Here is a 12,521-nt window from a genome sequence, read left to right as displayed (position 1 = left end):
CCCCGCGCCCCTGGGGCGCTCCCCGCGCCCCTGCTCGAAGAGGCGCGGGGAGTTCGCGTGCTACTTCAGCTTTGTCGACTGGGCATTGATCACTGCTGGTGGCACCGTGTACGTCTTGCCGGTCATCATGGCGCCGATGTTCATCGTGAAGTACGTGGCGACCGTGTTGCCGTAGCGGACGACCTCGGCGTGCAGGGGGCCCTTGTCGCCGTCCACGTCGGTGGTGGCGGTGAAGGCGATCGACTCGTCGCCCGATCCGGACGCCTTGGTGGGCGTCACCTCGGTGACCTTCTGCGCGTCGGCGGAGGTGCCGCCCGTGAAGCCTGCCGCGCACTCCTTGAGGGCGGCCGAGACGGCCCGCAGGGCCTGCTGGGCGCCGTCGCCGTCGTACGACGACAGGTCGAGGGAGGTGACGTCGAGGTCCAGGGAGTCCTTGAGCGCGCTCTCGAACTTGCCGTCGGCCATGTCGTCGAGGGAGGTCGCGTCGTCGGTGGGGTCCTTCTTCTCCTCCCGCACCGTGCGGCCGATCTCGGACGCCGGGTCGGCCGGGGCGAGGCCGGTGAGGACGTAGGCCAGCGGGCGGCACTTCTCGTCGCTGGACCTGATGGTCTTCCGGGTCGGCGCCGCCTCCCCGACCGCGTTGACCTTGTAGCCGTCCACCTCGCCCTGCGCGAGGATCCGCTGCTTCAACTCTCCGGTGTTCAGCGCCTTGACGGCGGACGCTTCCCGCGCGGTGCCCGAGGTGTCCGTGGAACTCCCGTCGGAGCAGCCTGTGATGAGGGCGAGGGACAGCACGCCGCCGACGGCGAGGGCGCAGGTCCGCACGCCCGGTGATCTCTTCATGAGAGGACTGTGAGTCCCCGGTCAAGGAGTGGTCAAGTCGTTTAGAACTCCAGGCGCTCCCGGCGGACCGAGTAGACGACGAAGCCCGCGCCGACGGCGAGGAAGAGGGTGCCGCCGATGACGTACGGCGTGGTGTCCGGGCTGCCGGTGTCGGCGAGGTGGGTGGCGTCCCCGGTCGCCTCGGACGTGGCCTCGGACAGCGCCCTCGCCTGCTGGGTGACCCGGGTCGCCGTACTCTCCGACGTGCCGGTTCTCGCCGGGGCGTCCTGCGACGCGTGGGCGGACGGGACGAACCACAGCGCGCACAGGAGCGTGCCTGCGGCGGTGGCGGTCAGCAACGGGCGGCGAGCGGATGACACGGAATATCGATCCCCTTGTGACGCTGGCGAATTGGCCGTGTGGGCCGATGTTAGTGAAAATCGCGGGTCACGGGAAAGTCACGGGAGGTTTCGGTCGTACGCTCCCGTCATGAGCACTCCAGAGACATCACGTTTTGTGCGACTTCGGGTGGAGCTGGTCCTCGAGGTGGAGGACGCCGGCGAGGTCACCAAGGCCGCGCTGCGGCGGATCGCCGGGGATCCCGACCTGCCCGGCGACGAGCGGGCGCAGGCCGAGGCCGCTGTGACGGAAGACACCGCCGAGGCGCTTGCCTATCTCGTTGATCCGTTCGACCTGGTCAGCGAGGTGCCCGGGGTCGAGCTCCAGCAGGCCTCCTGGTCCAGCGAGCGGATTTCCTACGACCCCGATTCGCCGGACTGGGATCTCGACGAGGATGATGGCGACGGCGACGACGAAGAGGGCGGCATCGGCTGAGCGATCCGGGGAACCGGTGACCCCGGGCGGCAACCGCCGCCCGGGGTTTCGTCGTCTCAGAGGGCGCGCGGACCGGTCCCTTCCGCACCGGCCGCCCCTGTGGACGTGGTGTGCCCCACAGATCCGGGGAATGTGGAACGGGGCGACGCGGCCTTAGCGTTGAAGGTTCCTGACGGGGGCTCTCGGTGTGTTCGCGGACTCGGCAACGATGGAGAAGCGTGTGATGACGGACAGTAAGCGGCGCAGGGGCCTGGTGGCCGCGTCCGCACTGCTCGGTGGTGTTCTGGTGCTCACGGCGTGTTCCGGCAGCGACGACAAGGCGTCCGGCGGCGGCCAGAGCTCGCAGGCCCAGGCGGACGAGGCCGCGGCCAAGAAGTCGTCGAAGGCCGACATCACCATCACACCCAAGGACGGCTCGGCCAACGCGTCGATCAACAACTCCGCGGCCGTCACCGTCAGCAAGGGTACGCTCACCGGCGTCACCATGACCACCGCCGACGGCACCGCCGTCGCCGGCGCGCTCTCCGCCGACAAGACCAGCTGGAAGCCGTCCGCCCAGCTGGAGCGGTCCACCACCTACAAGGTCGCCGCCGAGGCCAAGGACTCCGCCGGGCTGGTCGCGCACGAGAACGCCTCCTTCACCACGGTCTCCCCGGCCAACAGCTTCATAGGCACCTTCACCCCCGAGGACGGCTCGACCGTCGGCGTCGGCATGCCCGTGTCGATCAACTTCGACAAGCAGATCACGGACAAGGCCGCCGTCCAGAAGGGCGTCACGGTCACCTCCAGCAGCGGCCAGGAGGTCGCCTGCCACTGGTTCTCCACCCAGCGCATGGACTGCCGCCCCGAGGACTACTGGAAGGAGAACTCCACCGTCACGCTGAAGCTGGCGCTCGACGGTGTCGAGGGCGCCTCCGGTGTCTACGGCGTGCAGCAGAAGACGGTCACCTTCCACATCGGCCGCAACCAGGTCTCCTACGTCGACGCCCAGACCAAGGAGATGAAGGTCACCCAGGACGGCAAGACCGTCAAGACCATCCCGATCTCGGCGGGTTCGCCCGAGAACAAGACGTACAACGGCATCATGGTGATGTCCGAGAAGTTCAAGGAGACGCGCATGAACGGCGCGACCGTGGGCTTCACCGACAGTGACGGCAAGGGCGAGTACGACATCAAGGACGTGCCGCACGCCATCCGCCTCACCAGCTCCGGCACCTTCCTGCACGGCAACTACTGGGGCGCCAAGTCCGTCTTCGGCGCCGTGAACACCAGCCACGGCTGCGTGGGCCTGTCCGACACCAAGGGCGCCAACGACACCAGCACGCCCGCCTACTGGATGTACAGCCACTCGATCGTCGGCGACGTGGTGGTCATCTCCCACACCGGCGACAAGACCGTGGCCCCCGACAACGGCCTCAACGGCTGGAACATGAACTGGGCCGACTGGAAGGCCGGTTCGGCCGTCTGAGCCGTCCCGGTACCGCAGCGAAGGCGGCCGTTCCCCCGGGGGACGGCCGCCTTCGGCACGTCCTGCGCTGACAGCCCGGTGCGGGGTCGTTCCTGGCCTCCGTACAGCCTTCTCATGCATCTCTTATTTGGGCCTTATCGAGCCATCACGGTGCGTCCCTACCTTGCGGTCATGTTCTTCACCTACCTGAGGCGCGAACTGCGCCGCCGCAGAAAGGCGGCTCTCGTCGTCGCCTCCGGCCTCGCGCTGGGCATCGCACTGGTCATCGTGGTCAACTCCGTGTCCAACGGCATGGGGAAGGCACAGGACAAGGTCCTCCAGTCGCTGTACGGCCTGGGTACGGACATGACGGTCACCAAGGCCGCATCGGCGTCCACGAGCGCCTCCCAGCGGCCCCGCTTCAACTTCGACGCGCAGAACAACGGCTCGTCGAGCACACAGAGCAGCGACCGTGTCATGGTGCAGGGCTTCACCACCCTCGCCTCCACCACCGTCACCAAGGTCGGCGACCAGAAGGGCGTCGCGACCGCGGTCGGCGGGCTGAACCTCAACGTGGTCAAGATCAGCGGCCAGTTCACCCGGGGTCAGTTCCAGCAGAACCAGGGCTCCGGCGGCACCGGCGGCAACCGCGGTGGCGGCACCGGAGCACCGCAGGGCGAAGTCCAGGGCGGCGGCGCCAACTTCGACGTCAACTCGTACACGGTCTACGGCACCGACGTCACCCAGACCGCGGTCGGCCCGCTGACCTCGTCGAAGATCACCAGCGGCCGTACCTTCAAGACCACCGAGACGGACGCCAAGGTGCTGGTCGCCGACTCGGCGTACGCCAAGGAGAAGAAGTACAAGGTCGGTTCGACCGTCACCATCAACAAGGTCAAGTTCACGATCGTCGGCATCGCGACGGCCGACAGCGGTGACGCGGCGGCCAACCTGTACATGCCGCTGAAGCAGGCACAGACGCTCGCCGACGAGAAGAACAAGGTCACCACGATCTACGTCAAGGCGACCGACTCCAAGCAGATCTCCTCGGTCAAGAAGACCATCCAGAGCAACGTCTCCGGTACGACGGTCACCACCTCCGCCGACCTCGCGGACACCGTCTCCGGCTCGCTGTCCACGGCGTCCTCGCTCGCCACCAACGTCGGCAAGTGGCTGTCCATCGCGGTGCTCGTGGCCGCGTTCCTGGTCGCCGGCCTGCTCACCTCCTCGGCGGTCTCCCGCCGCGTCCGTGAGTTCGGCACGCTGAAGGCGCTGGGCTGGAAGTCCGGCCGGGTCACCCGGCAGGTCATCGGCGAGGCCATGGTCAACGGCCTGGTCGGCGGTGCGCTCGGGATCGGGCTCGGTCTGGTCGGCGCGTACGTGGTCACCGCGATCAGCCCCACGCTGGACGCCTCCGTCGGCAGCGGCGGCGGTGGCGGCACCGGTGGTGGCGGCTTCGGCGGCGGCGGTGGGGGCGGCGGCTTCGCCGGCGGTCCCGGCCGACAGGCCGCGAAGACCCTGGAGGTCGCCCTCACGGCCCCGGTCAGCGTGACGACGATCGCGCTGGCGGTGGGCCTCGCGGTGGCCGGCGGCCTGATCGCGGGCGCGTTCGGCGGCTGGCGCGCGTCGCGGCTCCGTCCTGCGGATGCGCTGCGGCGCGTGGAGTAGTCGACGTCGGCCGGGGCGGGGGGTGGGGACGACAGCAGCGCCCCGTAAGGGGCGCGGGGCACTGCGCGACCAGCCCCCACCGGCCCGCGGCCGAAATCCGAGCCGCCCCACCCCAAAGAACAACGGGAGCCACCATGTACGAACTCAGAAGCGTCACCAAGCTCTACACACGCGGCAAGGACACCGTCCGCGCCCTCGACGGCATCGACCTCACCATCGCCGACGGCGACCGCCTGGTCATCCAGGGCCCCACCGGCGGCGGCAAGTCCACCCTCCTGCAGATGCTGGGCGGCCTGGACCGGCCGACCTCCGGCGAGGTCGTACTCGACGGCACCGACCTGGCAAAGCTCTCCGAGACCAAGCTGACCCGGGTCCGCAGCGAGAACATCGGCTTCGTGTTCCAGTCGTTCAACCTGATCCCGACGCTCACCGCCCAGGAGAACGTCGAGACCGCCCTCGTCCCGCTCGGCACCAAGACCAGGGAGCGCCGTGAGCGCGCCGCCGAGGCGCTGACGTCGGTCGGTCTCGGCGAGCGCCTCGGCCACCTGCCCGGCGAGATGTCCGGCGGCCAGCAGCAGCGCGTCGCCATCGCGCGGGCCCTGGTCAAGCAGCCCAAGGTGCTGCTCGCCGACGAGCCCACCGGCAACCTCGACGAGGGCATGCGCGACGAGATCATGGACGTGCTGGAGCGCATGTGGAAGGAGCACGGGCTGACCTTCATCATGGTCACCCACGACTCCGCGATCGCGAAGAAGGCGCCGCGCCTCGCGACCATCCGCAAGGGCAAGATCACCGTCAAGGAGAACGCGGGCGCGTAACACCGGCGCGCCGCGCAGGACCGCGCGGTTGTGTAACGGTGTTCGCCCCGGCGCGTAACAGTTGTCCCGCACTCTTCTTACCGGTCTCTCATCTATTGAGCCCGCTGATCACCCCCCGGCATACTCCGTATTCCGGGGGGTTGACGTATGTGCGTACGGGACTGCCCCCGGCCGGGTGAACGGGGAGTTCGCCCGGCACACCGTCTCCTGGGGGAGTCTTGCGCAGACAAGTGAAAAAAGCTGCCGTGGCCACCGTGGCCACGGCAGCGGCCGTCGCGCTCGCCGCGGGCATGACCAGCCCGGCGTCGGCGAAGCCGGAATCGCGCGCCGCCTCGGCCGCGGCCGCCTCTTCGCTCACCGCCAAGCACCACGTCACCCTGATCACCGGCGACCGGGTCGCCCTCGACGCCAAGGGCCGGGTCGTCGGCCTGGAGCGGGCGAAGGGGCGCGGGCACATACCCTTCCGGATCAGCAAGGCCGCCGGGCACACCCTCGTCGTCCCCGGTGACGCCGTCCAGCTGATCGCCTCCGGCAAGCTGGACCGACGGCTCTTCGACGTCACCGAGCTGAACAGGGCCGCGACCCGCAAGGCGCAGCAGAACGGCCTGAAGGTCATCGTCGGCTACCAGGGCGCCGCCACCGCCACCAAGGCCGACGTCCGGGACGCCGGCACCCTGCGGCACAGCCTGAAGACGCTGAACGCGGACGCCGTGCAGACCCCGGCCAAGGAGACGCCCGAGCTGTGGGACGCGGTCACCAACGGTGACAAGGCCGCCGCCGGCATCGCGCACGTCTGGCTCGACGGCGTCCGCAAGGCCAGCCTCGACAAGTCCGTGCCGCAGATCGGCGCGCCCGTGGCATGGAAGGCCGGCTACAACGGCAAGGGCGTCAAGATCGCCGTCCTGGACACCGGCGTGGACGCGACCCACCCGGACCTCAAGGACCAGGTGATCGAGTCCAGGAACTTCAGCACGGCCGCCGACGCCTCCGACCACTTCGGACACGGCACGCACGTCGCGTCCATCGCGGCCGGCACCGGCGCCAAGTCGCACGGCAAGTACACGGGTGTCGCGCCCGGCGCGAAGATCCTCAACGGCAAGGTCCTGGACGACACCGGCTCCGGTGACGACTCCGGCATCCTCGCCGGCATGGAGTGGGCGGCGGCCGAGGGCGCGGACATCGTCAACCTCAGCCTCGGCGGCTTCGACACCCCCGAGATCGACCCGCTCGAAGCCGAGGTGAACAAGCTCTCCGAGCAGAAGGGCATCCTGTTCGCGATCGCCGCGGGCAACGAGGGCCCCGAGTCGATCGGTTCGCCGGGCAGCGCCGCCGACGCGCTCACCGTCGGCGCCGTCGACGGCAAGGACAAGCTCGCCGACTTCTCCTCCACCGGACCCGCCGCCGACGGCTCCATCAAGCCGGACGTCACCGCGCCCGGCGTCGACATCACCGCGGCCGCGGCCAAGGGCAGCGTCATCGACCAGGAGGTCGGCGAGAACCCGCCCGGCTACCTGACCATCTCCGGTACGTCGATGGCGACCCCGCACGTCGCGGGCGCCGCCGCCATCCTCAAGCAGGAGCACCCCGACTGGGGCTTCCAGGAGCTGAAGGCGGCCCTGACCGGCTCCGCGAAGGGCGGCAACTACACGCCGTTCCAGCAGGGTTCGGGCCGGATCGCCGTCGACAAGGCCATCAAGCAGACCGTGCTCGCCGACCCGGTGTCGGTGAACTTCGGTGTGCAGCAGTGGCCGCACACCGACGACACCCCGGTCACCAGGCAGCTGACGTACCGCAACACCGGCACCTCCGACGTGACGCTCACCCTGAAGTCGTCCGCCACCGACCCCAAGGGCGCGGCGGCCCCGGCCGGCTTCTTCAAGCTCGGCGCGACCCAGGTGACCGTCCCGGCGGGCGGCACGGCCTCCGTCGGCCTCACCGTCGACACCAAGCTGGGCGGCACCCTCGACGGCGCCTACTCGGCGTACGTGACGGCGACCGGCGGCGGCCAGAGCATCCGCACGGCGGCCGCGGTCCAGCGCGAGGTGCAGTCGTACAGCGTCACCGTCAAGCACATCGGACGCGACGGCAACCCGACCGGCGTCTACAGCACCGACCTCACGAGCTACGCGGGCCTCGGCAACGGCCGCGACTACGTCGTGCCGGTCTCCGGCACCGGGACCGTCACGTTCCGGGTGCCGAAGGGCACGTACCTGCTGGACGCCCTGATCGCCAAGGACTTCACCACCTTCGACGGCGGTGTCGACTGGCTGGTCAACCCGAAGGTGAGCGTCACCAAGGACCTCACGCTCACCATCGACGCCCGCACCGCCAAGGCCGCCGACATCACCGTGCCGGACGCCGGGGCCAAGCCGCACACGGCGACGATCGACTACATGTACGACCCGGCGGGCGTCGGATTCGGGGTCGGCTTCGACAGCTTCGACAAGATCCGGGTCGCGCCGCTGGGCGGCGAGGTCGCGAACGGTCTCACCCAGACCTGGAGCGGCCAGTTCACCAAGGGCGGCAACGAGGAGTACGACGTCGCCACCAGCTCCCAGGTCAAGAAGCTGCAGGGCGGTAAGGTCCGGCACTTCAGGACGAGCGAGCTGGCCACGGTCCGGAACACCGTCGGCGCCTCCGCCCCGGACAAGACCGGCTCGGTCAGCCCGTGGGGTGTCGTCGGCGAGGACTTCGTCGTGGGTGACGCGGTGGAGCAGAAGCTGCCCGGCACCCGGACCTTCCACGTCTCCACCGTGGACCGCGCCCAGTGGGGCTTCGACGCCACCCAGTACTCCGGCCACGACGCCTACGGCCTGCCGGTCGCCGACGCCTTCTACACCCTGGGCGACCCGAAGACGTACAAGGCCGGCAGGACCTACCGGAACACCTTCAACACGGCCGTCTTCGGACCGGAGCTGAGCAGCGGGTTCGGCCTGTACCGGGACGGCAACCAGATCTACGGCATCGTCCCGCTCTTCTCCGACGGTGGCCGGCACGCCGGGTCCTCCGACTTCCTGTCGGTGAAGACCACCCTCTACCGCAACGGCACCAAGGTCGGCTCCAACAAGGACCCGCTCTTCGGCGACGGCGTCTTCACGGTGCCGTCCGGTGACGCCGCGTACCGGCTGACCACCTCGGTCGTCCGCTCGGCCAAGGTCGCCGCCGCCTCCACCCGGATCGACGCGAGCTGGACCTTCCGCTCGAAGAAGCCGGGCAGCGGCACCGTGCTGGCCCAGCTGCCGGCCTCCACCGTCCACTTCGGTGCCGGGACCGGCCTGGACAGCCGCGTCGCGGCGGGCAGGAAAGCCACCTTCCCGGTCACCGTCGAGGGCGCGGCCGCCGGCCGCAACCTGAAGTCCCTCACGGTGTACGTGTCCTACGACCACGGCCGGAACTGGCGCAAGGCGACGGTCAGCCACGGCAAGGTCACCGTCAAGAACCCGGCCAGGGGCAAGGCCGTCTCGCTCCGCGCCACGATCGCCGACAAGAAGGGCAACACGTCGTCGGTCTCGATCTACGACGCGTACTACGGCAAGTGAGCCGTGGCCGCTGAGTAGCACCCCAGCGAGCGGCCCGTCGGAAGCGCGGCTTCCGGCGGGCCGTTCTCCATGCCGTGCAGGCCGCCGGTCAGGGTGCCGGGGCGACCCGGGTGGCGTCCGAGCCCCAGCTGGCCAGCAGCCGCAGCGCCTCGGCCGACGGGGAGCCCGGCTCCGCGTGGTACGTGACCAGGGACTGTTCCGGGTCGTCCGGCATCCGGAACGACTCGTAGCTGAGGGACAGCTCGCCCACCAGGGGATGGCGGAGCCGTTTCACCCCGTGGCTCTTCTCCTTGACGTCGTGCGTCGCCCACAGCCGGCGGAACTCCTCGCTCTTGACCGAGAGCTCGCCCACCAGGGCGGAGAGCCGGGGGTCGTCGGGGTAGCAGCCCGCGTCCATACGCAGCAGGCAGACGATGTCGATCGCCTTCTGCTCCCACTCGACGAAGAGATCGCGGTACTCGGGACGCAGAAACACCAGCCGCGCCCAGTTGCGCTCCGCGACCGGCAGCTCCGACCAGTCGCCGAAGACCGCCGCCGCCATCCCGTTCCACGCCAGGATGTCCGAGCGGCGCCCCCCGATGTACGCCGGTACGCCGTCCATCGCCGCCAGCAGCTGGCCCAGCGCCGGGCGCACCTGCTGCGGCCGCGCCGATGCCTTCTTCTTGTGCTGCTTGCCCTTGGCGAGGTGGGTGAGATGCGCGTGCTCGGCGTCGGTGAGCTGCAGCGCGCGGGCGATCGAGTCCAGCACCTCCGCCGACACGTTCCGCCCGTTGCCCTGTTCCAGGCGCGTGTAGTACGCCACCGACACCCCGGCCAGCTGCGCCAGCTCCTCGCGGCGCAGCCCCGGCACCCTGCGGTGCCGTCCGAAGTCCGGCAGTCCCACGTCGGAGGGGCGCAGCCGGGCCCGCCGCGTGCGCAGGAACTCGCTGAGCTCGGCACGCCGGTCAAGGGACGGGGAGGCGGCGGGGGCGGCGGGCAGGGACCGGTCTTCCATACATCCAGTATTCACGGTCGTACGTCCCCGAACCTGATCCCGCCAGTGGTAGGCACGGCAGACGTACGCAGAGGCGGGGGCTGGGTGACGGACGTAGCGTGGAGGAGCCTGGAAACGTGCCCGGGACGGAAGAAGGCGACCGGGTGCGAAGACACCTCTAGGAGAACCCCCCTCATGACCACTGTTGCTGCTTACGCCGCGCCCGCCGCCAAGGCACCGCTGGAGCGGACCACGATCGAGCGGCGCGCGGTCGGCGAACACGACGTCCTCATCGACATCCGGTTCGCCGGTATCTGCCACTCCGACATCCACCAGGCCCGCGAGGGCTGGGGTACGGCGATCTTCCCGATGGTGCCCGGTCACGAGATCGCGGGCGTCGTCTCCGAGGTCGGCCCGGGTGTCACCAAGTACGCGGTGGGGGACCGGGTGGGCGTCGGCTGCATGGTCGACTCCTGCCGCGAGTGCGACAACTGCAAGGCCGGTCTCCAGCAGTACTGCACCGGCGGCGGCCCCACCTGGACGTACAACGCCGTCGGCAAGGACGGGCAGCCCACCTACGGCGGCTACTCGCAGAAGGTCGTCGTCGACGAGAACTACGTCGTCCGCATCCCCGACGGCCTCTCCCTCGACGTGGCGGCCCCCCTGCTGTGCGCCGGCATCACCACGTACTCGCCCCTCAGGCACTGGAACGCCGGTCCCGGCAAGAAGGTCGCGGTCGTCGGTCTCGGCGGCCTGGGCCACATGGGAGTGAAGATCGCCGCCGCTCTCGGCGCGGAGGTCACCGTGCTGTCCCAGTCCCTCCGCAAGAAGGACGACGGCCTGAAGCTGGGCGCCACGCACTACCACGCGACCAGCGACCCGAAGACCTTCGAGAACCTCAAGGGCACCTTCGACATCATCCTCAACACGGTGTCGGCGCCGCTGGACTTCGACGCCTACCTGTCGCTGCTGAAGACGGACGGCGCCATGGTGAACGTCGGCATCCCCGAGGAGCCGGTGCACATCCTGCTCTCCTCCGTCTTCGGCAACCGCCGCAGCCTCAGCAGCTCCGGCATCGGCGGTATCCCGGAGACCCAGGAGATGCTCGACTTCTGCGCCGCGCACAACCTGGGCGCCGAGATCGAGCTCATCAGCGCCGACGAGATCAACGAGGCGTACGAGCGGGTCGTCAACAGCGACGTCCGCTACCGCTTCGTGATCGACACGGCGACGATCTGAGTCACCGACTCTGCTTCCGGCCGAGGAGCCAGAGCAGACAGGGGCCGCCGACCAGGGAGGTCAGCGCACCCACCGGGATCTCCAGCGGAGGGACCAGGGTGCGGGCCACCAGGTCGGCGGCCACCAGGACGACCGCACCCGTCAGCGCCGAGCAGACCAGTGGCAGCTGGGGGGTGCGGGTGAGCCGCCTCGCCAGCTGCGGCGCGGTCAGCGCGACGAACCCGACGGGTCCCGCGGCTCCGGTCGCGGCGGCGGCGAGCACGACGCCGAGGGCGGTCAGACCGAGCCGGGCCCGGTCGACGCGCAGGCCGAGGGCGGCGGCGGTGTCGGGGTCCAGCCCGAGCGGCCGCGCGGCCCGGCTCGCCCACACCAGTCCCGGCAGCGCGAGCACGACGACCACGGCGAGCGGTCCGGCCTGCTCCCAGCCCCGCCCGTTCAGACTGCCGGTCAGCCACAGCTTGACCTGCTCGGCCGCGTCCAGCTCGCTGTCGGTGAGATACAGCTGGACGACGGCGGACAGGGCGACGCCGATGCCGACGCCGGTGAGCACGAAGCGGCTGGGCTGCATGCCGTGGCGCCAGGCGAGCACGTAGACGAGGGCGGCGGCGGTCAGCCCGCCGCCGACGGCGACCACGGGCATCGCACCGGGCGCGGCGACGGCGCCGGTGGCCAGCGCGAGCACGGTCGCGGCGGCGGCGCCGTGCCCGACGCCGATGACGTCCGGACTGGCGAGCGGATTCCGGGTCACGGTCTGCACGAGGGCTCCGGCGAGCCCGAGGGACGCGCCGACGAGAGCACCGAGCACGATCCGGGGGACCCGCAGCTCGTTGACGACGAGTTCGTAGGGGGTGTGGGCGCCGCGCAGGGTGCGCCACACGTCCGGGGGAGAGATGTAGGTCTGGCCGACGCAGGCCGAGGTGACCATGGCGGCGGCGAGCAGGGCGAACAGCGCGAGGGCGACGAGGATCGAACGTTTGTGGAGGACGAGGGAGAGACGGGGGTGCGGCCGCAGCACGAATGCACCTGCGGGCCGGTGGGGGCGGGCCGCGCAGTTCCCCGCACCCCTTGCGGGGCGCCTCACAGCCACCCAGCTGCGGGCAGGCGTGCCGCGGGGCGGCACGGGTGGGCGCTGGGGGTCCCCCCGGCCGAAGGCTGGGGGAGGCACCCTGCCAGCGCCGGTG

Annotated in this window: 10 protein-coding genes; 6 read left to right on the top strand and 4 right to left on the bottom strand. The window is 70.2% G+C overall.

From position 1 onward, the window contains the following. Positions 1-60: 60 nt before the first annotated feature. Entirely contained in the window at positions 61-843 is a 783-nt protein-coding gene (locus tag ACIQVL_RS12535; protein ID WP_403475281.1) for a hypothetical protein, read from the bottom strand. 41 nt (positions 844-884) lie between these two features. Next, the gene (locus tag ACIQVL_RS12530) at positions 885-1,202 is read right to left on the bottom strand and encodes a hypothetical protein (protein WP_403443525.1); all 318 of its coding nucleotides are present in this window, start codon (positions 1,200-1,202) and stop codon (positions 885-887) included. A gap of 109 nt (positions 1,203-1,311) precedes the next feature. Here ACIQVL_RS12530 and ACIQVL_RS12525 point away from each other — a divergent pair, with 109 nt between their 5' ends. The 5 genes from ACIQVL_RS12525 (at position 1,312) to ACIQVL_RS12505 (ending at position 9,128) form a co-directional block, all read left to right on the top strand. Beyond that, positions 1,312-1,656, top strand: coding sequence for a hypothetical protein (locus tag ACIQVL_RS12525; protein WP_403443527.1), 345 nt, complete (start codon positions 1,312-1,314; stop codon positions 1,654-1,656). Positions 1,657-1,879: 223 nt separating this feature from the next. Further along, the gene (locus ACIQVL_RS12520; RefSeq protein ID WP_403443530.1) at positions 1,880-3,124 is read left to right on the top strand and encodes an Ig-like domain-containing protein; all 1,245 of its coding nucleotides are present in this window, start codon (positions 1,880-1,882) and stop codon (positions 3,122-3,124) included. Positions 3,125-3,295: 171 nt separating this feature from the next. Next, positions 3,296-4,771 carry an ABC transporter permease gene (locus ACIQVL_RS12515; protein WP_403443532.1) on the top strand — a complete coding sequence of 492 codons (1,476 nt, stop codon included), beginning with the start codon at positions 3,296-3,298 and terminating at the stop codon, positions 4,769-4,771. Positions 4,772-4,905: 134 nt separating this feature from the next. Continuing rightward, positions 4,906-5,589 carry an ABC transporter ATP-binding protein gene (locus tag ACIQVL_RS12510; RefSeq protein WP_403475280.1) on the top strand — a complete coding sequence of 228 codons (684 nt, stop codon included), beginning with the start codon at positions 4,906-4,908 and terminating at the stop codon, positions 5,587-5,589. A 290-nt stretch (positions 5,590-5,879) separates the two neighbouring features. Next, complete coding sequence (locus tag ACIQVL_RS12505; RefSeq protein ID WP_403475529.1) at positions 5,880-9,128, top strand: S8 family peptidase; 3,249 nt, start codon at positions 5,880-5,882, stop codon at positions 9,126-9,128. 88 nt (positions 9,129-9,216) lie between these two features. Here the strand turns inward: ACIQVL_RS12505 and ACIQVL_RS12500 are convergent, their stop codons facing one another. Beyond that, complete coding sequence (locus ACIQVL_RS12500) at positions 9,217-10,122, bottom strand: helix-turn-helix domain-containing protein (RefSeq protein ID WP_403443536.1); 906 nt, start codon at positions 10,120-10,122, stop codon at positions 9,217-9,219. A 174-nt stretch (positions 10,123-10,296) separates the two neighbouring features. Between ACIQVL_RS12500 and ACIQVL_RS12495 the strand changes: the two genes are divergently transcribed. Beyond that, positions 10,297-11,340 carry an NAD(P)-dependent alcohol dehydrogenase gene (locus ACIQVL_RS12495; protein ID WP_403475279.1) on the top strand — a complete coding sequence of 348 codons (1,044 nt, stop codon included), beginning with the start codon at positions 10,297-10,299 and terminating at the stop codon, positions 11,338-11,340. A 1-nt stretch (position 11,341) separates the two neighbouring features. Here ACIQVL_RS12495 and ACIQVL_RS12490 read toward each other — a convergent pair whose 3' ends face one another. Continuing rightward, positions 11,342-12,355 carry a FecCD family ABC transporter permease gene (locus tag ACIQVL_RS12490; protein WP_403475278.1) on the bottom strand — a complete coding sequence of 338 codons (1,014 nt, stop codon included), beginning with the start codon at positions 12,353-12,355 and terminating at the stop codon, positions 11,342-11,344. Positions 12,356-12,521 lie beyond the last annotated feature (166 nt).

Source organism: Streptomyces sp. NPDC090499 (genome assembly GCF_044769305.1).
Lineage (GTDB): Bacteria > Actinomycetota > Actinomycetes > Streptomycetales > Streptomycetaceae > Streptomyces.
Note: the sequence above shows the minus strand (reverse complement) of the source record. Positions and strands in the feature narration are given on the sequence as shown.